The sequence below is a fragment of the Fibrobacter sp. UWB15 genome (genome assembly GCF_900177705.1).
GTDB lineage: Bacteria > Fibrobacterota > Fibrobacteria > Fibrobacterales > Fibrobacteraceae > Fibrobacter.
Genome location: NZ_FXBA01000009.1, coordinates 15,424 through 35,740, shown reverse-complemented (window position 1 = coordinate 35,740; position 20,317 = coordinate 15,424). Strand labels below are relative to the sequence as shown.

The following is a 20,317-nucleotide window of genomic DNA, read 5'->3' as shown; positions in this document are numbered from 1 at the left end:
CAACCCCTAATATGTAATGTATACATTGTTATCTTTATTTTTAAAGGAAATTCCTTTAGACGAAGCTGATGCAAAGCACGTAATTTTTCCATTCTCTAGCAGACAAACATCTCGTTCCAACAAAAGAATATGCCCCTGAAATTGCAAGACGGCTTCTGCAGTCCAGGAATAATTATTTTCCAATACGTGTTCCAAGCTATCATTTATAAACAACGAGGAAGTTCTTTCTTCTTTATCAAATTTCAAACAGTAAACATCATCACCCCATGCCCGTATATCACCACACTTCTGAATCCACTTTAAATTTTTATCCAGTCGCTTATAAGTTAACGTTTTCTCTACCGTATCCAAAACTGCATATTGACAACTGTCACCTCCAGCAAAGAGCTTTCCACCCAATGCAATAAAGCTATCGCCCAGCCACTGATGCATACGATTAACTTCAAATGTTTGCGAACATTCTTCGTTTTTTTTAAGCAATTTTATCTCATGAGCTGTTTCGCCAATTTTCCATAATAGAAAGTTTTTTCCTTCCCAACGCCATATAATAGAATCAGTCAATTGATACCATCGATAGCCGCCGCTTTTGTTTGTAAGGGAATCTGTCCAACGAGGTCCATTTTCCTGCACTCGGTAATTGTATATCAACATTCTATCATGGCCACAAGATGTTTCCTCGCTGTAGGATCCATTCCAACCTTCCGTAATCTCATGCCAATGTCTGCAATCCGTCACAATCACAAGCGAATCATTAACAAATCCAGCAACAGATTCATCACTGCGATATTTTCCCCATTCAAAAGAAACCTTGTCTCCGCACCCCCACATGCCTACACACGCAAACGCGAGCGCCAAAATCGCAAACAATCCTTCAATTTCAGACTTTTTCAACAAATTTTTCATACTCTATTCTCCTTAAAACTTTTTCTGCGCATTTTACTACAAAATAATAGCAAACCAAGTTGCATATTCAGTGCACCGGTCCCTTCATGCGGGCTGTCTAGAGTAATTATCTTGTCTACATCGCCATTGTAGAAGTTTCCTTGCACATACTCGCGAGAGACGACTCCGCCCATGGAGTGACCGATTAAGATATAGCGAGAAGCTAGTTGGCGATACAAATCTGGATGATTGCGCATAGAATCAAGAGCTTCTTGGCCATGCAAGTCCTTCGAAGTATCATTTGGATCTACTACAAACTTAGCCTTCACCTCCTGCGCTTCTTCAATCAAAGCCCGACGTTTTCCATATTTATCATATTTGTTCCAAGTTCTATCGCCAAGTTCCACAGCATTGTTTATAGAACTATTAGCAGGATTCGTAAACGCCCTCCATGTGTATATAGAAGAAGCACGAACAGCATCTTTAGCATTATCCCAATCAGGTTCTTCAAAAATATTTCGGCTAATCCAGTAAGTAATACGATCCTTGTGGTCGCCATATCGTCCAATATGACCAGACCCTCGATAACTGTCATATGTCGCCTCTGGAATTGATTTGTCTGCACCAAAGCCTTGATCAGCTCCTAAAGCACCATGAATCATCATCACATTGTAATTCGTAATGCTTTCCATAGGCTTAGGAACGGCCCAAGACACAGCTGTAAAAGCTACCAAAAGAATACACGCAATTAATCGTTTCATTATTTAACCTTTTTCAAGCCCTAATATGTGATGTATACATCGTCTTCTCTATTCTTAAAAGAAATTCCATTAGACGAAGCTGATGCAAAGCACCTAATTTTTCCATTCTCTAACATGCAAACATCTCGTTCCAACAAGAGAATATGCCCTTGAAATTGCAAAATAGCTCCTGCAGTCCAGTAATAATTATTTTCCAAAACGTATCCCAAGCTATCATTTACAAACAACGAAGAAGTCCGTTCTTCTTTATCAAATTTCAAGCAATACACATCATCATCCCACGCTCTAACATCATCACATTTCTTAATCCATCTTAAATCGTCGCCCAGTCTTTTATATGTAGTTGTTTTTCGAATCGTATCCAGCACAGCATACTGGCAGTATTCGCTTCCCAAACTATCCAAATCAAAACCCTCAATATCGGGATTTAATTTATTGCCCATTACCAGTATTTTCCCATCTAACCAAGGCCGCAATTTCGTGGAGTAACGAACATCTATAGAACATCCGTCAAACACTTTTTTTACTTTCATCTTGTGTGGCTTTGAGCCTATTTTCCAGAACGACACTTCCGATTTTGGGTCTCCGCCCCATATTACAGAATCTGAAAGTTGTCCCTTAACATAATTAAAATCTTCTATATCATCGTTATCCAACGTATCCGACCATCTAGGCCCATCTTCTTGAACGCGATAGTTAAAGACACGGAGCCTCTGATGACCAAAACCACTTTCATCACCATGATCTTGCACAAAGCTTCCCAAATCCCGGTGCCATTGCTGGTAATCATACACAATGGCCAAGGAATCATCAACGAAACCAATTACTTGAGCAGCTGATTTAGGAAATGTTTTAGACCATTCCACATCGCCACCGCACCCCCACATGCTTACACAAGCAAGTGCAGCCAAGGCAACAACAAATAGTTTTTTTACTTCAACCATCATAAAGGAGACCTCCTTTGTCACCAGTCCATAACTAGGAACGGCTCGGGAATATGTGACGAGAAACTCACATAAATATACTTTATATTTTGTACAAAATCAAGCAATACTGTAGAACCGCTGCGTGTTCGAAAGGCCTATCTTGTTCACCGTCGAAATCGTGACCGTATTCTGGTTGTCTTTTTGTAGCGCAAGTTTGTTATAGTAACCGTAATCATCGGGATTAAAGTCAAACTGACCGTTCTTCAGCACAGGATGCTTGACAGTTTTGAGGGTTCTTTGCTTCGCAACCTTTTTCCCATTTTCCATAACAGTGTCAACCACGACAACGGAATCCCACTGTCCGCCGCCAGTACGTTTATACACATTACATGCATCATCTGCCTGCGGATCCTTCTTTATATCGCACTCCCATGCAATTTCTTCCTGGAAGTTGAAGTTCATGCGGATCTGGCGCAACCTGTGCGGCATTAAATCATCAACGACAAAAGAGTACTTTTCGATCCAATCTTCGACCGTAATCGCGGGGACTTCATAACGCTCCACATGACGGATGGGGACGCCTTTCTTGTTTTCAGAGCCGTCCGGATGCAAGCCGTCCACTTTTTCCCAGCGGTCCACCTTCACGCCCATCTTGGACCAATCGGATTCGGACTTAAAGCGGAGAGGCGTTGTCAAGCCCGAAAGGGATTGATTCTTATGAGTAGATGTCAAATCGTTAGACGATTTGAACAAGCCCAAAGCACAGTTTACTCCATTCTTTGAACCAATGTAATAACAGTTGAGGTTTAGTGTTGATTTTTCACGGTCCGTTGAAGACATTCCCTGAAGTTGGTTCAATGTCGCCGTATCGTTCAACGCCAGGTTCACAAAAGGACGCTCGTACAGGAAGTCTTCCATAATCAGCGGGTTTATCGTCGTGTCGTTTACGGAGGAACCCGCAATCGGCGAAACCGAATTCGAATAATCCGCATGCCAGGTATTTTGGTTTGCATAAACACTATCTATTGGCAAATTATGCGATTTTATTGGCAAATTATGCGATTTCTCAATTTCTGCAAACAAATTTTCAGAAGCTAGTGATACAGCAATATTAGTCCCTGCGGCAACCGATCCCACACCCAAAGCGATATTTGCTGCCATCCTGGCACCTTCAAACCATGATAGCGAAACATCAACGGCCATACAAGCGAAAGCCGTTGACAACGTAATTGCGCTAACCACTCGCCATCCGTCCTCATCGTCAATCGGAGCAGCATCAAAATGGAAGCGTTTCACATCGGCAACTTCATCCTTCAAACTTTTGGTATTCTCCGCCCAACTTGAAGCTTTTGGCACAATATTTGTCCCCTGCTCATGAACAGCGGCAGACGCCGCAAAGCCCATCGTTGCGGCTTTGGACGCAAGGGTAAAAGCTTCTAGACTTGTAAAATCATCACTTTGGTCCAACTGGGATACAAAATTAACAACAGCATGTATTATTCCTTCGGGGATAAGATATCCCAATGGGGTCGTCACATACTTGTACGGATCTGAATAGGTAATGCTCTTCTCGCCACCCATTAGCCTAAACATGGGTTGATTTTCACTTGCTTCAATTTCTTTCAAATATGAGATATTCCCTTTTTGGGGTTTGTCACTTGGATTTACATATTTAACCAGAGGGTCTTCATCCGTGTAATCCTGCAAACCACCCTCTATTATGAACGGAGCAATGCTATTTGAAAGTCCATGCACGGTAGCCCAAATGGCAGCACCAAGTCCAACCATCTTTGACATAAATGAATATCTAGTATTTAGGGCAAAAAGACCCCATGCCACAGCAGTTGACACGACGCTTTCTGAAATATTGAAGCCATGCTTGACCAAATTGAGTTGCATCTCAAGTGCACCCGTGCCCTCGTGTGGAGAATCTAGAGTGATAATCTTATCTACATCACCATAATAATAGATGCTATTCTGCGTGTACTCACGAGCAACCACTCCGCCCATCGAATGACCGATTAGGATATAGCGAGAGGCTAATTGACGGTATAGATCAGGATTTTGGCGAATTATTTGGAGAGCCTTCTGCCCCTCCACCATTTGTCCAAGAGAATCAGGAACTTTCCATGTTTTAACTTCCTGAGCTTCTTCCACAAGTGCTCGGCGACCACCAAACTTTCCATCCGCATTCCATGTCCTGTTCCCCAATTCAATCGCATTTTCAATCGAACTATTTGGGGGAAGCGAAAATGCTCGCCAGTGATATACGCAGGAATTATGTACAGCCTCATAGGCACTGTCGTATACAGGTTCCTCGAATATTCGTGTTCTTAGCCATTGGTTCAAACGAGGTTTTTTCTCATTCACTTTTTCAACATAACGGCCAATATTCGCATTGCCAAGATAATTCATCGCATCGTAAGCTTGCGGAAGATTTGAATTTTCCTCAAAGCCCTGCAATTCTCCATCATCATTCTTATGGCCATAGGCTCCATGCAAAAGCATCACATTGTAGTTTGTAATACTCTCCATAGGTCTCGGAACAGCCCAAGACACAACGACAAAGGTCATCAAAAGTAAGCTTAACAAAAAAATTTTCTTCATATTTTCCCTATTTATAACTTACAATTTCACCACTTTCATTTTGGAATTCCGGTCTGCTAGCCGACAGCAAATAAGTTTCGTACTGACGAATAATTTTTCTCTTTTCAAAATCAACAGAATGTATGTTTCCATTAATTCTGAGCATTTTTCCGTACAAAATAAAATTTCTATTTCCCATATAACTTTTGGTCCATTCTGGATGTTCAATCATGTCTGATTCATCATTATCCACCCATAGACTAATTCCCAAAGAGTCTCTTTTCAAAGCAATACAAAAAATTTCATTATTATACGCACTCACGTCATCACATTTTTCAATCCACTTCAAGTTTTCGTCTAGTTTCTTATACGTAATCGTCTGCGCCACCGTATCCAAAACGGCGTACTGGCAAGCATCACCAGTAGCATTTAGAGATTTCTCATCCAACGCAAGAATGGTTCCGCCAAGCCATTTGCGTAATCTACTAATGCGAAAATCAACTTTACAACCATCCAAAACCTTTTCTATTTCCAGTTCATTCGGTTTTTCGCCTATTTTCCAAAAAGTCATCACAGGCCCTTCCCATACTTCAGTGTAAAGAGAAGTTTGCCCCCCCCATATAACAGAATCACTCAACTGGCCCAGGGCATAATTACATTCATCATTAAAATTATCCAACGTATCCGTCCACCTAGGACCAGCCTCTTGTACCCTATAATTGAAGACGCGAAGGCGCTGGTGACCACGCCCTTCAATAGCATACCCATCGCTAGTTTCTTGGGTCCATTCCTTGTCATCGGCAACAATTACCAAAGAATCGTCAATAAACCCAACAATATGGGGACGACTATAATAGCCAAAGAACTCTCTTTCCCCATCTTCAGGAAACCAATCCCCACATCCCCACATGCCTACACACGCGAGCGCAGCCAAAGCAACAACAAGTAGTCTTTTAATTTCAACCATCATAAAGGATACCTCCTTTGCCACTAGCCCAAAACCAGGAACGGCTCGGGTATACGTGACGAGAAACTCACATAAATATACTTTATATTTTGTTCAAAATCAAATATAGTGGCTTGGACCAGTCTGATTCGGACTTGAAGCGGAGCGGCCTTGTCAATCCCGAAAGAGACAGATTCTTTTGAGTTGAATTCAAGTCATTTGCCGACTTGAAAGGAGCTTGACATGGGATTCAATTATTTCAAGACTTTGTTGTAAACTTCAATCTGGCGGTCAATGATTCCGTCCCAGGTGAAGCATTCGTGGATGCGCTTCTGGGAACCCACGAGCAATTGCTTTACGAGCTCGGGCTCGGCGGCGAGGCGCTTGTAAGCGTTTGCGAGGGCCTCGGGGTCTTTTTCGGGAACGAGGATTCCCGTTTCGCCGTCAATGACAACGTCAGGGATTCCGCCCACATTGCTTGCCACAATGGGGAGGCCGAGTTCCATGGCCTCAATCAGCACGACGCCGAGGCCTTCGGTGTCGCCCTTGCTGTCGACAATCGCCGGGAGCGTGAAGACGTTGGCGGACTTGTATTCGTTGGCGAGCGCTTCGGGCGAAAGCTTGCCGGTGAAGATGATTTCGGCGGAATTACCGGAGACATGCGCGGCGAGTTCTTTCAGCTGTTCGGTCAAATCGCCGACGCCGACGATTCGGATTTCGAACTGGTCGCGGGGCAGGTACTTGGCCGCTTCAATCAAGTAGCAAATGCCCTTGCGTTCAATGTGGCGCCCGACGAACAAGATTTTGAACTTACCGTTTATTGCATGCGGTTCGGCGTTCCCCGTCCCCGTCTCTAAAGTTGTTCCGTACGGACTCCATTCAACATCCACATTGCGAAGCGCCTTGATTTTGCTGGCGGTAAAGCTCGAATTCGCAAACACGGCCTGCGCCTGGCTAATGGCAAATTTAAGGAGCGGCTTGACCCATTTCTTTTTGCGGATGAGCAGGAGTTCTGCCCCGTGGAAATTCAGCACCAACGGTATTTTGAACAACTTAGCGGCACCGAGCGCGATGTAGGCGTGCGGAAACGGCCAATGCGCATGGATGATGTCGGGCTTAAACTTGCGGCAGATTTTAATGCACTTGAAGAACCCGCTGATGATATAGGGAATCGCCAAAAGCTGCAACCAGGGCTTGTTCGCCATTTTGCTCGGGGCACCTTCTTCGTGGGTCAGGAATTCCCATTTGGCGGGCGCATAGCGAAAACGGTTCACCTTGACGCCGTCGATCTCGTGGCTCTTCAGCCCCTTGTACGCAGGCGCCAGAACCTGAATATCGAGGCCCGCCTTTTTGAGGTGCGCAATCGAGGTACGCAACCAAGGAACTTCGGCATCTTCGTGAAAGCGCGGGTAAACCGAACCGATGACTAAAACTTTTTGAACGCCGGATTGTTCTGCCATAACTACACAGCCGCCGGCGTGGGCACGTTCTGAATGCAAGCCGGGTAAAGGATCGGCTTGACAACTTTGTCCAAAATAGCCTTGATTTTTCCATTATTGTCGGCATCGGCCTTCTGTTCGATGCGGCCCTTCACGCGCAACCAGCCATCGAGTTTGGAATCGAGCAAAAGCATGCCGATTCCCGATTCGTGTTCCAGGAACCCGATAATATCGCTTCCACGGCTACCACTATTCAATACAGAAAAAAGAGCTTTCCAAAATTGATTGAACTTGTCTTCGTCAGGTAATTCCTTACGCAGGGTTTCAAAGTCGAATTCGAGATAAACAAACGAGCTATTATCCTCATCGCTACGGATAATTTCTTCTTGACAACGTCTTTCAAAGATCTCTTCGGTATAGATAGAGATGTTATACTTGTGTTTTCGTATCAAATTGTAGAGGAACTCTTTCATCATCGACTCAAATTTAGGCTATTTTTATACCATGCAACGATTGTTAAAATTGAAAAAAGTGCTCAAGAACAGCATTTTGGCGACCTCCGTCGAAAATTTCAAGGGAATCAGGTCCGGAACCGCAAAATACCGCCACCTGACCGCAGACGAGATCCAGGTTCTTGAAAAGAATGGCAACCGCTCTGAATCCTGGGACAAGATCATGGTCGAACCCGACTTTGATCCGAACCGCATTATCCGTTCATCCTTCATGGGCGAAGTCTACTTGCCGAAATTCTTTGGAACACTCCTGTTGCCGGGCGACGTGTCGTTCCCCACAGGCATTTACGACAGTCTTGTGCACAACTGCTTTATCGAAAATGCACTGGTCCATAAGGTGGCCATGCTCAGCAACATTCTGGTGCGCAGCAGTGCGGTTATCCAAAACGTAGGCTCCATTATCAGTAGCGGAAAAATCAGCTACATGATCGGGAATTCCATGCACGTGGGTAACGAAATGGGCGGACGCAAAGTCGCCGTGTTCCCCGAAATCACCATGGAACTCGTAGAAGCCCAGCTGTTTCACAAGCCGGACCCCGAAGTCGCAGCAGCCTTCGAAGAACAGCTCAAGGCTTACCGCGAAGAGACCGCATTCCCCTTTGGCATCGTAGGCAAGGGCGCAGTCATCTGTAACACCAACATCATTCGCAACAGCTGGATCGGCGCCCACGCCCGTATCGAAGGTGCCGAAAAAATCCGCAACTCCGTGGTGCTTTCGTCGCTTGAAGAACCGAGCCACGTTTACGATTCCGTGATTCTCGAAAATTCAAACGTGCAAAAGTCGGTCACCATTCACACCGGTGCCGAAGTACAGGGATCCGTGCTCATGAGCCGCACTACGGTCGCCTGCAAAGCGATTGTGAAGTCTTCGATTATTGCACCGTGCTGCCACATTGAAGAAGGCGAAGTGAACAGCTCCTATATGGGTCCCATGACCCAAATGCACCATCATTCCCTTTTGATTGCGGCCCTTTGGCCCGACGGATGCGGCAACTTGGGTTACGGCGCCAACGTAGGCAGCAACCACACTGGCCGTATGCCCGACCAAGAAGTCATGCCAGGCCAAGGCATGTTCTTCGGTCTCGGAGTAAACATCAAGTTCCCCGCGAACTACCGTGAATCGCCATTTACCTTGATTGCAACCGGGCTCACGACGCTCCCGCAGCGCGTCAAATTCCCGTTCTCGCTGATTCGCCCGGGTGACCCGCAACTGGTGGGAGTGGCTCCTCGCCTGAACGAAATCGTACCCGGTTGGAACTACGCCCACAACGCCTACGCGCTTGACCGCAACCTCTACAAGTATTCGCTGCGCGGCAAGGGCATTGTACCAGCCACCTTCTACAGCATCTTTAGCCCCGAAACCGTACGCTATGTTTTCGACGCTTACCAACGCCTGCAAGTGAGCGCTATTCGCGACATTTACACCAAGGAACACATTGACGGTCTCGGCGAAAACTTTATGCGCGAACGCATTCGCCAGCAAGCGCTCAAGACGTACCAGGAATACCTGGAACGCTATGCTCTTGAACTGATTATTACTTTGGTCGTAAACGATCCTAGCTTACAGACGCAACCCGTCAAGGAACTGCGCCGCATGGCCACAAACGACATCAACAAAGATGCCATTCGCGTTGTCACGTTGCCCGAAACCTTCGACGAATTGCTCAAGCGTTACCGCCTGCTAGAAAAAGACTGGTTCGAACGAGTAACCCACGGACTTGACAAAGACAACGAACGCGGTCGAGAGATTTTCGACGACTATGACGATGCGCACCCGATTGACAAGGGATTTACCGAATGGGAAAAATCCCGCGTCGAAGAAAAACTGCGCAGGCTGAATTCCATTGTCAAAACAGCCAAGCCCGAATAGCCCCGATGAGTTCTGCCACGCTGTTACTCGCCTTTTTGCTTGCCATTGAATTCATGGCACGGCTCGTGCTTGAAATTCGTGAGCGCAGACTTACGCAAATGCGTGGCGGCATTTTTGCCGTACTGCGCCTGGTTCCGCTATTGAACGATATCGTGCCGCTGCCGGAGAACCGCAAGGAACCGGCCGAAAACGAATTCGTGAAAAAGCACGAAGAGGGCCACAAGGAATTGCGCCATAGCATTTTGCGGAATCTGGCTAAAATTGCATTGTTGCTTTTGGCCGTGTGGCTCTTCGCCTTTTTGCTTGCAAGCCACGATATGTCGCTTGTACACTCAATCCTTTGGTTACACCTGGCAGCGATTCCATTTCGCACTCTTTTCCACTTGTACTGCTGGCACCAAGAATACGAAGCTGACCGCTATGCTTTCGAAAAACTCGGCAAAAAAGTCGCCAAGGCGGCCATGCGAAACCTCGCCGAAAGCGAAATCCCCTATACGAAATTATTCGCAGTAGTTTACCGCGAACACCCGACTGTCGCTATACGCAGTCAAAAGATCTTGAACAAAGAAATTAAAGCGGCTTAAGCCTCTTTAACGCTACGAGATTCGCGGCCGAGGGCAAGGATAACCGCATTCACCGCAAATGCGGCAATCAATAAAATATCCCCGGTATGGGCACCCAACGCCCCTGCGGGGCAAAGCTTACCGGCGAGGGCGAGGATTCCCCCTGCAATAATGGCCGCTCCCACGAACTTGGGCCTTGCCTTAAGGCCCCAAAGCCCCCACAAAACAGGAACGGTGAACGCTCCAGCATAAACCGCAAGAGCCAAAAGCAAGGTTCCGATAATGTCGGTAAACACCAGTGCAAACAGCAGGGCGACCATACCGTTCATAAAGATAAGGAATCTTGCCTGGAGCAGCGAGGGCTTGCGGCAAAAACCGTTAATGATGACAGAGCTACTCAGGAGAGTGGTGTCGGCACTGCTGAGAACCACGCTCAATAGCGCCAGTGCAAATAAGGGAATCAAAGCCGGCGGAAGCACCGCATTCGCAATGGCCGTAATGCGGGCCCCTTGTACGTTTTCAAGACCCACACCGAAAACGGCCAGGAATCCGATAATGAAGGCCACAGGAATCAGCGTACATGCCGCAATGGCAATGGCCTTCCTGGCGGTGACAATGTCCTTGGCGCAGAATACACGACTATAAATGTCGGGACCCGCCGTATAGGTAGTGCCATAAGTAAGAATCAGCAGGAACAAATCGAGAGGAGAGAAACTCTGGTTGAAGGGGAATTCAGGAGCCCCCTGCAAAATAGACGAAAGTGAAGCCGGAGTTTCGGTAGAACCGGACACTCCTCCAAACAGCGCAAAACCTGCAAGCAGGACAAGCCCCAAAATAATGAGGCAAGCCTGCAAAAAGTCGGTGCGCAAAATCGAAAGCTGACCGCCCGCGAGCGTGTAGCCCGTAAATACCGTTGCCGAAACAATGGCCGCCGCCGTGTACCCCATAGAAGTAAAAGTCATGAGCAGTTTTGCCGCGGCAATAATTTGAGCGGCCACAATGCCTGTCCACGCCACCGGAATCACAACAGACGCGACCACACGCGGGCCTTTGCCGTAAAGGTTTTCAACCAAGTCGGGTAGCGAGTATTTGCCATGGTTATAAGCACGTCCGGCAAAAGGAATCAACGCCAAAAGCCCGAGTGCGCCCACCAGCATAAACCAGCTCGCGGCCCCGCCGAGTTTTGCGCCGCTATCCACGGCGCCAATCACGGCCGACCCGCCAAGAATCGTCGCCACCAAGCTACCTGCAACCGCTTTCGCAGAAGCTGCCTTGCGCGCCACGAAAAAATCGGGAATGTCCTTTACGCGCCACGCACTGCGCAGGGCGATAAGCACCAGAACAACGAGGTAAGCGACTAAAGCGTAGGTCATGAGGATTCCTAAAACCATTAAAAATCGGCCTTAAAGATACAAATTTTGTATATTCTTTTGCACTGAGGTTTATATGTCTCGAATTTATAGCTCACTCGCAATTCTTTTTACCGCAATCGCATTTTGTGCCACAAGCGCCCTCGCCTTCGACGTGTCGGTCAAGGCGAACGTCGATAACGCCCAGGTGTTCGTGGGCGACATGTTCAATTACGAAATCCAGGTCGTGGCCCCCGAAAACGCAATCGTCGACTTGCCGAGCTTCGTCGGAAATCTCGGCAGTTTCGAAGTCAAGGAAATGAAGAACGAAAAGGTGACCGAGGGCATGCCCAAGGGTACCGCCAAATTCACCTGGCTTGCGACGCTCAACACCTTCGTGAGCGGCGATTTTTTGATCGCCCCGCAGCAAGTGAGCGCCGTCGTCGGTAGCGACACCGTCAAGACAAGCACCGACCCCGTGGCTGTCAAAGTTTCTACCCGCACCACCGGCGAAGAAGATGACATCCTGGAAGTCGAAGACCCGCTCGACGACCCGCGTCTCCCGCAATGGCTCTACATCGTGCTGATTGTCGTGGGGGTCGCGCTCCTCGTGTTCCTCGGCTGGTTCCTGCATAAAAAATTCGCAAAGGCTGGGGCAGTCCCGCGCTTGCCGCCGTACGAAGAAGCGGTACTCGCCCTCAAGGAACTCCGCCAGAAAAATTACCTCGCCGAAGGAAACCAGGGCGACTACTTTATGGCCCTCGGGTTCATTACCCGCCGCTACATAGAGCGCCGTTTCGAAGTCGATATTCTGGATGCCACCGTGGCCGAACTCAAGCAGCGCATGGCGCACGTGGCAGGCCTTCCGCAGGCCTACAAGGAATCGGTCGTGACGCTTGCCGTCGAAACAGAACCGGTCAAATTCGCCAAGATGAAACTCGAAGGCGAACGCTGCCGCTTCTGGGACGAATGGGCCGACCGCCTTTTGGAAGACACAAAGCCGACGCCGGAAGAGGAGCAGGCCAAAAAGGATGCGCTCAAGGCAGCGGTACAAACCGTAAAGGCAGAACGCGCCAAGGCATCAAAAAAGAAATCGTAGCAGATTCTACGAATTTCCTTTCAAGATTTCTTCGATATCGCCACGGCTCAAATAGAGCCGTTCATTTAGTGCATTTGCAATTCCGCAAAGGGACTTGCGACATGCCATCAAGATGTTGAAATCCTGCTCCACCACACTGGTTTCCGCCAGCTGAAAGTAATAGCAGGCCGCCTGGAAGCGCTGGTAATCCGGATCGCTCTTGTAAAGTTCCGCGGGCAATTCCTTCATGACCGTATCCAGATCGCAGGCAAAATCCTTGCGCATCAGGAATTCCGCCAAATGCCCCGCCATAGCGATATGGGCATCGCCCTCCAGCTCGCTGCCGGCAATGTGGGTAATGCCCGGACGTTCCTTGGACATGTCCATCTTCACGTATTCCAGCGGGCGCTTGAACAGATACGCAATCAGGGCGTGTCCCGCCTCATGATTGCACAACTTCTTGAATTCTTCTTCGCCGAAGAATTCCACCATGGATTCACGATTTAATTCTGACATTGTGTAAGCCAGCTATTGATAACGAATTCTTTCGTTTTAAGACGCCTTCTTGCGGCTTTTCTTGGCAGATTCCGGCTTCTTCTCCGAAGGAGCCTGCAAGCCGCTCTTCACAATTTCTGCAGTCACCACGAACTGCTTGTTGCCGGAGCCCGGCATTTCAAACATCGCCTTCTGCAAGGTCTTTTCCATCACGGAACGGAGGCCGCGAGCACCTGTCTTGCGGGCCATCGTTTCATGGACGATTTCCTTGAGGGCGTCGTCTTCGAACTTGAGCTCGATACCGTCCATTTCGAACAGGCTCTTGTACTGTTTGACAAGGGCATTCTTCGGCTGGGTCAGAATATTCAGGAGCGCAGCTTCGTCGAGTTCTTCGAGCGCAACAGCCACGGGCAAGCGGCCCACGATTTCAGGAATCAGACCGAACTGGATCAGGTCATCGGGTTCCAGGAGCTTGAAGAGTTCTGTCAGGGAATTTTCTTCGGCGCTGCGGATGTCGGCACCAAAGCCCATGCCGCCCGTATTCACGCGGCGAGAAATAATCTTGTCGAGCGTCTCGAAAGCACCACCGCAAATGAACAGAATGTTCTTGGTATTCACCTGCACCAGCGGCTGCTCGGGGTGCTTGCGGCCACCCTTCGGCGGCACGGCAGCCACCGTACCTTCCAAAAGCTTCAAAAGCCCCTGCTGCACGCCTTCGCCACTCACGTCGCGAGTAATGGAGGGGTTCGCCGTCTTGCGGGCAATTTTATCGATTTCGTCGATAAAGATGATACCACGTTCGGCGCGGGCCACATCGTAATCGGCAGCCTGCAACAGGCGCACAATGATGCTGTCCACGTCTTCGCCCACGTAACCGGCTTCAGTCAGCACGGTCGCATCGGCAATGGTAAAGGGCACATCCAAGAAACGCGCCATAGTCTGGGCCAAGAGCGTCTTACCCGAACCGGTCGGACCCACCAACAACAAGTTGGACTTTTCTACTTCCTGCGCATCGGGGTGGGTCTGCTTGTAACGCAGGCGCTTGTAGTGGTTGTACACCGCCACGGAAAGCGCGGTCTTCGCCTGGTCCTGGCCGATCACGTATTCGTCCAGGTGGGCCTTGATTTCAGTAGGTAGCGGGAGCGGCTTGGAAGAAGCCTCGGCAGCCGCAGATTCCTGCTTGGCGCGCACGCGGTCTTCTTCGATAATGCGGTGACACATCGCAACGCAGTCGCTACAAATCTGCACGCCTGCGCCCGTAATCATCTTCTCGACGCGTTCTGCAGGCTTGCCGCAGAAACTGCAAGTAACCGTCGGGTGATTTTTCCCGCTACGATACATTAAACGCCCTCTTTACGCGGAACAAAGATTTCATCGATGACACCGAAGGCCTTCGCTTCTTCGGGGCCCATATAGAAATCGCGGTCGGTCTTTTCGCGGACTTCGTCAATGGACTTGCCAGTATGCTTGGCAACGATTTCGGCCAGGGTTTCCTTGGTGCGCACGATTTCTTTTGCGGTAATCTGGATATCGGTCGACTGACCGGTAGCAGCACCCGACGGCTGGTGAAGCATAATGCGGGAATGCGGGAGCGCATAGCGCTTGCCCTTGGTACCTGCCGCAAGCAACACTGCAGCCATCGAGGCGCAGTTACCAATGCAGATGGTCGCAATGTTCGGGCGAACATGCTGCATGGTGTCGTAAATAGCCAAGCCTGCCGACACGTAACCACCCGGGCTGTTGATGTACAGCGTGATATCCTTTTCCGGATTCTCGTATTCAAGGAAAATCAACTGGGCCATGACGTTGTTCGCCACTTCGTCGTTAATCGGAGTGCCCAAGAAGATAATGCGTTCCTTAAGGAGACGGGAATAGATATCGTAAGCGCGTTCACCGCGTCCGGTGGTCTCAATGACGGTAGGGATGATCATTCAGTATACCTCTTACTTGTTTTCTTCAGCAGCCGGGCGGATACCAACGATGAAGTCGGCAGCCATCTGAACGCGGAGTTCGTCGCGGAGCTGGTTGATACGGCCGGACTGACGGAAGTGACCCTTGAGGGTTTCGAAGTCCACGTGGTAAGCGTCGGCCATCTGCTTCAGGCGAGCATCAACGTCAGCCTGAGCCGGCTTGATCTTTTCCTTGGTAGCAACGAAGTCGAGAATGCGGTGCTTCTTGATTTCGCGGATAGCTTCCGGAGTGAGACCGTTCAGCTGTTCTTCGGTCGGTTCCACCACGTCCTTTTCGCTCTGGGCATTACGGTTCAAGGTCCACTTGATGAGGTCGTAAACGCGAGCCTTCGGCACTTCGAACGGGTTAGCTTCGATAATCTTGTCGATAGCTTCGTTGATAGCCTTGTTCTTTGCGGCATCCTGCTTCTGGTTAGCGAGGCCTTCGGCGAGGTTCTGCTTGAGTTCCTCGACGTCCTTCACGCCGATCTGCTTGCAGAATTCTTCGTCCATGGTCGGCGGAACAATTTCGCGCACGTCGGTGATTTCCACCTTGAACTGGGCAGTCTTGCCGCGATAGCGTTCGTCCTTGTGGTCATCCGGGTACTTGAAGTTGATTTCCTTCACTTCGCCAGCGGTTGCACCGGTGAGGCCTTCGTCGAATCCCGGAGAAGCGGACTGGCCGAGCAAGCTACGGAATTCCTTGTTTTCCGGGAGTTCCTGCTTTTCGCCGTCGATCACCACTTCGAGGTAGTTACCAACGACCACGTCACCCTTGGCGGCAGCGCGGTCCACATGTTCGTCCTTGCTCCACATCTGGATCAAGCGGTCATATTCTTCCTTGACTTCTTCTTCGTGCACAGCCGTTTCCGGAACGGTGACACCCGTATCGGCATAGCCCTTGATGTCGATTTCCGGATCCATTTCGACTTCCACCTTAAGTGCGATGTCGTTTTCCTTGTCATCCTTGAAATCAACGACCTTCATCTGGCCGACGGGGATAATGTTTGCGTTCTTGAGAGCGTCCTGAACGAGCTTGTTCACGACTTCGTCCACGGCTTCCTGACGGATAGCGCCGCCAAACTGCTTCAGGATCATTGCCTTCGGCACCATGCCCTGACGGAAACCCTTCATGGAGACCTGCTTCTTGTACTGGCCCAGCTTCTTTTCGAAGGGAGCAGTGAGGTCTGCCTGCGGGATGGTGATTTCGAGGGTGCGCACGGTTGCGCTTGTTTCTTTGATTTCTACGCTCATATGAACTCCGAGAGTCGGTTAAAAAGTATTGAAAAACATGCGAGAGGAGGGAGTCGAACCCTCACACCGAAGTGCCAGATCCTAAGTCTGGTGCGTCTGCCAATTCCGCCACTCTCGCGATTTTGCACCCAAAGATACAAAATTTTTCAATTACCGATATCTCCATTCACCTTATTTATCGTTACGAAGGGCGATTTTGTAAAAGAAAGATGCTAATTTTTAGTCATGGAAATCACACCGACCAAAAGACAACTCTACCCCGATATCGCCTGCGGTTTTCTGATTATCCATATGGTATTCGGCCACATCACGCAACATGCGGGACTATGGCAAGGGCAACAATCCCTGTACACTTTTTGGTGCAGCCTGATATTTTTCATGATGCCCTGGTTCTTCTTCAAGGCCGGAATGTTCTTTCGCGAAAAACCGATTCTCGTCGAATTCAAGGCCTCGGCAAAAAGGCTCCTGATTCCTTTTGCCTTATTTTCGTTCTTCGGCGCCTGCCTCGAATACGCCGCCAAAATGAGTCACGAAGGCTTTACGACCGCAGGCTTTATTCGAGAAAACTTACACGACCTCCTTATGGGCGGCGCCCTCGAAAGTAACCCGCCGCTTTGGTTCCTGTTCAGCCTTTTCTTCGCAAGAATCATTTTCAACATTCTTTTCAAGAAACTGCCCGACTACATCATCGCCATCATAGGCCTCCTTGCCGCCGGCGCCTTCTTGTACGCACCCTTGGACCTGCCCCATTATTTCGGAAACATCTCTGCAGGTCTATTTTTCCTTGCCGCTGGACATTTCTTAAAAGACAAGCAATTCAAACTTCCATTCCTGATTGCCTCCATCGTAACATTCATCGCCATCTATGCCGTCAACAACCCACAAGTGGACATGCATCTCCACCATGTCTCTGGCGGTTCGTATTTCTTATGGCTCCCGGCCTCCCTTGCAGGCATCGTTATTCTCGACCATATCGCCAGAATCCGCCTACTCGAAAAAACAAGGTTGCAGCTCATCGGTAAAGATTCCATGACCTATTACGTTTGGCACTGGCTCGTCATCGTGTGCGTATCGATTGTTGTCAAAAGAGTCTTGCCCGACGCCTCCACAGAATTAAAGATTGCGCTCTATACCATCGCTTGCGTCATCATCCTCCCCCTCACCGTCTTTATTCAAAAGCACCTCAAATCATGCAAGCACTCAGAAACATCAAGATAGGCGTTTTCATATCTCTGGTCAATGTCCTCATCCAGGGCGTTTCTGTCCTTGTCCAGAACCTTATCGCAAACAATTTGGGAATTGTCAAATTCGGTTCCTTCGGAATCTTGCAAAGCGACTACACCATCTTCTGCGCCCTCGCCGATTTTGGAATGGCAACGCTGATTCTCGCCTTTTTCGGCAAGCGCGCCACTAGCGGAGCCCTGTTCACCAATGTTTTGCAACTCAGGCTCTTCATGACAACCGTAGCGGCCATCGCCATGGTCGTCTTCGCATTCACCGTCCGAAGAGGGAGCGATGTCTTCGAAGGCGAACTGGTTCTTGCACTTGGGTTACTCTTCCAGCACGCTTTCTTTGACTGGTACTTCATTTGCGGCAACTTCTGGAAAAAACTCCTGATTTCCAAAGTTCTCCATACGCTGTCCTACTGCACCGTCATGGGGATCGCCCTCTGGGTACTCAAACTCGATTCTATTCCATTGATTGCGCTTGCCATGGTCATCGCGGCTCTGCCCGCCTTCGGTTTCGGCGTCGGCCAGGCATTCACCTTGAAGATCTTCCGTATCGGCTTGCATACCGTACAATTCTTCAAGCTCATGTTCAAGTCGGCATGTCCCTACGCACTTTCGAGTATCGCAAGCTTTGCCTACCTGCCCGTAGGCCTTTATACGGTCGCACACTTTACGACACCCGAATTCCTGGGTGCCTATAACTTCTCGCACAAGCTTGTCATTCTCGCCTCGGGGCTCATGGTACATTTCATTTCGTCGAGCCTCATAACGCTCCACCAAACCGATACACGCGTCCTCCACTTGCGCGACCAAGCCGTATTCACACTTTTCATCGCCGCAGCAACGACACCCTTCTGGCTGTTTCCGCAATACACGCTCCGGATTATTTTCTTTGCCGCCCCTTGGACACCCGACGTCCTTGAAACCAGCTGTTACTGCCTGCGCATTCTCGCCTGCTCCCTGATTCTGCAAGCGACACGCATGGGAATGATTTCGACCTTGCTCAAGGAAAAACGCACATGGCTCTACGGCACCATGATTACCATTGGCGGCGTGATAAATATTGCAGTCTGTATCGGTGGCGCAAGCCTGCTCAAGGCGCCCTACATCCCGGCCCTCACGCTTTCGGGCGATTTATGCCTGAGCCTGTTCCTGCTCGCTTACTTTGTCAGAAACCGCAGGTTCCGCTGGTAATTCTTTTTCCGTGCCGCGCTTTTGCCACATACACACGGTAGAAACAAAATAAATCACCGCACCCCAGATGCAGAAAATGCCCTGCTTGTAACCCGCCGTAAAGAACCACCATCCCACAAAGTAGATGAAATAGGTATACATCAGAATCTGCCGCGGGGTAAAGGGTCTACATAAGCGCAAATGAAGTACCGTGAGGCCGATCCCGCACAAGAGCGGAAACAGGAACACTCCGAACAGGTGGAAATCCTTGTAAACTTCCCAAAGGTAGTTCACCGTATTGAACCCCTCCACTTTCTGGATCTTATTGTTGAAGGAATCGTCCCAGTGAAAACTGTTCCTGAATGAACCCGTGAGTTTCGCATATTCGAAAATGCCGTTAAAGAAATCGATTCCGTATGTATGCGGATGGATTTCGCGATCATTCGGCGGGTTCAGGGCATAATCCAAATTCCAGTAATTGTTCGCCAGGTACTTGTAAGGCAGTTCCAGAACCACATCCATCGCCTTGCCTTCGGCAGAGCCGCCACCGTACTGGTCACGAAGGCTACCGATCGATACGAAAACCGCGATGGCAACCACCAGAAGCGCCGCAATGACAATCGGCGAAATCCGCTTGTACAGGTAGTTCACAAAAATCAAGAAGAAACCGACATTGAAAAACAGAGTCGTTCTGTTCGGGTACGTCATCAGGTTTATGGCAATCGTTACAAACACCATGACAACGGCCACACGGCGCACCCACTGCACGTTGTTGAACTTTTTAAATGCCGCCACACCAAAAAGCAGGACACACAACGGACCGCTATTGAACAAAAGAGCGTAATAGCCGTAGTTGATATCCTTCGTCATCCACTTGGCCGGGCTATCCGTAAATATGATCAGGTTGCCCACCACCGAGAATACGCCGTAAACGCCCACAAGGAACAAGCAGAATACGCCAAACGAAAGTACCAGGTGAACCGTCCAGTTGTAGCGTTTCGGGGCTACTGGCTGGGCGACGTTGACCGGCAACGCCTTCGACTTCGCATGAAGCCTTGCGATAATACAGCCGCTTGCAAACGACAAGAATCCCAGGAGCCACACGCCCCAGGTATAAAGCTTAAAGTCACTCATCGCCCTGTTTATCTGCAAATAAGAGATAGCGAGGGTAATGCACTGCGCAAAGCAATAGACATTGAGCGGACTGAAGAAATCCTTCTTGAACCACCAAGACTGGAATAGGCAAAAAATGACTACCAGAAAAAGGGCGGCGCTGACCGGATATTCTATCACCCACGAAAACAC

18 protein-coding genes and 1 tRNA gene are annotated in these 20,317 nt (G+C 49.1%); 5 read left to right on the top strand and 14 right to left on the bottom strand.

Annotated elements, in window-relative coordinates; translation table 11 throughout:
- Positions 1-6: 6 nt before the first annotated feature.
- From B9Y58_RS11820 to B9Y58_RS11790, 7 genes are all read right to left on the bottom strand, one after another.
- Positions 7-903 carry a hypothetical protein gene (locus tag B9Y58_RS11820; protein ID WP_073057093.1) on the bottom strand — a complete coding sequence of 299 codons (897 nt, stop codon included), beginning with the start codon at positions 901-903 and terminating at the stop codon, positions 7-9.
- Positions 900-1,643 (bottom strand): esterase/lipase family protein, encoded by a 744-nt coding sequence (locus B9Y58_RS14775; RefSeq protein ID WP_073057090.1) that lies wholly within the window; start codon positions 1,641-1,643, stop codon positions 900-902. Before B9Y58_RS14775 ends, B9Y58_RS11820 begins: the two co-directional genes overlap by 4 nt.
- Positions 1,644-1,663: 20 nt before the next feature.
- Positions 1,664-2,590 (bottom strand): hypothetical protein, encoded by a 927-nt coding sequence (locus B9Y58_RS11810; RefSeq protein WP_143154701.1) that lies wholly within the window; start codon positions 2,588-2,590, stop codon positions 1,664-1,666.
- Positions 2,591-2,686: 96 nt separating this feature from the next.
- A complete protein-coding gene (locus B9Y58_RS14770; RefSeq protein WP_073057085.1) occupies positions 2,687-5,176 on the bottom strand; it encodes an alpha/beta hydrolase in 2,490 nt (829 codons plus the stop codon).
- Between the two features lie 7 nt (positions 5,177-5,183).
- Positions 5,184-6,125, bottom strand: a complete 942-nt coding sequence (locus B9Y58_RS11800) for a hypothetical protein (protein WP_073057080.1) — start codon at positions 6,123-6,125, stop codon at positions 5,184-5,186.
- A 230-nt stretch (positions 6,126-6,355) separates the two neighbouring features.
- Positions 6,356-7,561: a glycosyltransferase gene (locus B9Y58_RS11795; RefSeq protein WP_073057077.1), complete on the bottom strand. Its 1,206-nt coding sequence runs from the start codon at positions 7,559-7,561 to the stop codon at positions 6,356-6,358.
- A 2-nt stretch (positions 7,562-7,563) separates the two neighbouring features.
- Positions 7,564-8,016: a hypothetical protein gene (locus tag B9Y58_RS11790; RefSeq protein ID WP_073057074.1), complete on the bottom strand. Its 453-nt coding sequence runs from the start codon at positions 8,014-8,016 to the stop codon at positions 7,564-7,566.
- A gap of 28 nt (positions 8,017-8,044) precedes the next feature.
- Here B9Y58_RS11790 and B9Y58_RS11785 point away from each other — a divergent pair, with 28 nt between their 5' ends.
- Both B9Y58_RS11785 and B9Y58_RS11780 read left to right on the top strand, forming a co-directional pair.
- Positions 8,045-9,922, top strand: a complete 1,878-nt coding sequence (locus tag B9Y58_RS11785) for a DUF4954 family protein (protein WP_073057071.1) — start codon at positions 8,045-8,047, stop codon at positions 9,920-9,922.
- A 5-nt stretch (positions 9,923-9,927) separates the two neighbouring features.
- Positions 9,928-10,506: a M48 family metalloprotease gene (locus tag B9Y58_RS11780; protein WP_073057068.1), complete on the top strand. Its 579-nt coding sequence runs from the start codon at positions 9,928-9,930 to the stop codon at positions 10,504-10,506.
- Here the strand turns inward: B9Y58_RS11780 and B9Y58_RS11775 are convergent.
- Complete coding sequence (locus tag B9Y58_RS11775; protein ID WP_073057065.1) at positions 10,503-11,858, bottom strand: sodium:solute symporter family protein; 1,356 nt, start codon at positions 11,856-11,858, stop codon at positions 10,503-10,505. The genes B9Y58_RS11780 and B9Y58_RS11775 overlap by 4 nt on opposite strands.
- Positions 11,859-11,931: 73 nt before the next feature.
- Between B9Y58_RS11775 and B9Y58_RS11770 the strand changes: the two genes are divergently transcribed.
- Positions 11,932-12,933 (top strand): hypothetical protein, encoded by a 1,002-nt coding sequence (locus tag B9Y58_RS11770; protein ID WP_233247952.1) that lies wholly within the window; start codon positions 11,932-11,934, stop codon positions 12,931-12,933.
- Between the two features lie 6 nt (positions 12,934-12,939).
- Here the strand turns inward: B9Y58_RS11770 and B9Y58_RS11765 are convergent, their stop codons facing one another.
- The 5 genes from B9Y58_RS11765 to B9Y58_RS11745 form a co-directional block, all read right to left on the bottom strand.
- Complete coding sequence (locus B9Y58_RS11765; protein ID WP_073057062.1) at positions 12,940-13,428, bottom strand: hypothetical protein; 489 nt, start codon at positions 13,426-13,428, stop codon at positions 12,940-12,942.
- Between the two features lie 36 nt (positions 13,429-13,464).
- Complete coding sequence (clpX, locus tag B9Y58_RS11760; protein ID WP_073057059.1) at positions 13,465-14,748, bottom strand: ATP-dependent Clp protease ATP-binding subunit ClpX; 1,284 nt, start codon at positions 14,746-14,748, stop codon at positions 13,465-13,467.
- Positions 14,748-15,338, bottom strand: coding sequence for an ATP-dependent Clp protease proteolytic subunit (locus B9Y58_RS11755; RefSeq protein WP_073057056.1), 591 nt, complete (start codon positions 15,336-15,338; stop codon positions 14,748-14,750). The genes clpX and B9Y58_RS11755 overlap by 1 nt, the downstream gene beginning before the upstream one ends.
- A 12-nt stretch (positions 15,339-15,350) precedes the next feature.
- The gene (gene tig, locus B9Y58_RS11750; RefSeq protein ID WP_073057055.1) at positions 15,351-16,610 is read right to left on the bottom strand and encodes a trigger factor; all 1,260 of its coding nucleotides are present in this window, start codon (positions 16,608-16,610) and stop codon (positions 15,351-15,353) included.
- 38 nt (positions 16,611-16,648) lie between these two features.
- Positions 16,649-16,728, bottom strand: a tRNA-Leu gene (locus B9Y58_RS11745).
- A gap of 107 nt (positions 16,729-16,835) precedes the next feature.
- Between B9Y58_RS11745 and B9Y58_RS11740 the strand changes: the two genes are divergently transcribed.
- A complete protein-coding gene (locus tag B9Y58_RS11740; protein ID WP_073057052.1) occupies positions 16,836-17,828 on the top strand; it encodes an acyltransferase family protein in 993 nt (330 codons plus the stop codon).
- Complete coding sequence (locus B9Y58_RS11735; RefSeq protein WP_073057049.1) at positions 17,801-19,033, top strand: oligosaccharide flippase family protein; 1,233 nt, start codon at positions 17,801-17,803, stop codon at positions 19,031-19,033. Before B9Y58_RS11740 ends, B9Y58_RS11735 begins: the two co-directional genes overlap by 28 nt.
- Here B9Y58_RS11735 and B9Y58_RS11730 read toward each other — a convergent pair.
- On the bottom strand, positions 18,974-20,317 hold the full coding sequence (locus B9Y58_RS11730) for an O-antigen polymerase (RefSeq protein ID WP_083532334.1): 1,344 nt from the start codon (positions 20,315-20,317) through the stop codon (positions 18,974-18,976). The two genes, B9Y58_RS11735 and B9Y58_RS11730, sit on opposite strands and share 60 nt — an antisense overlap.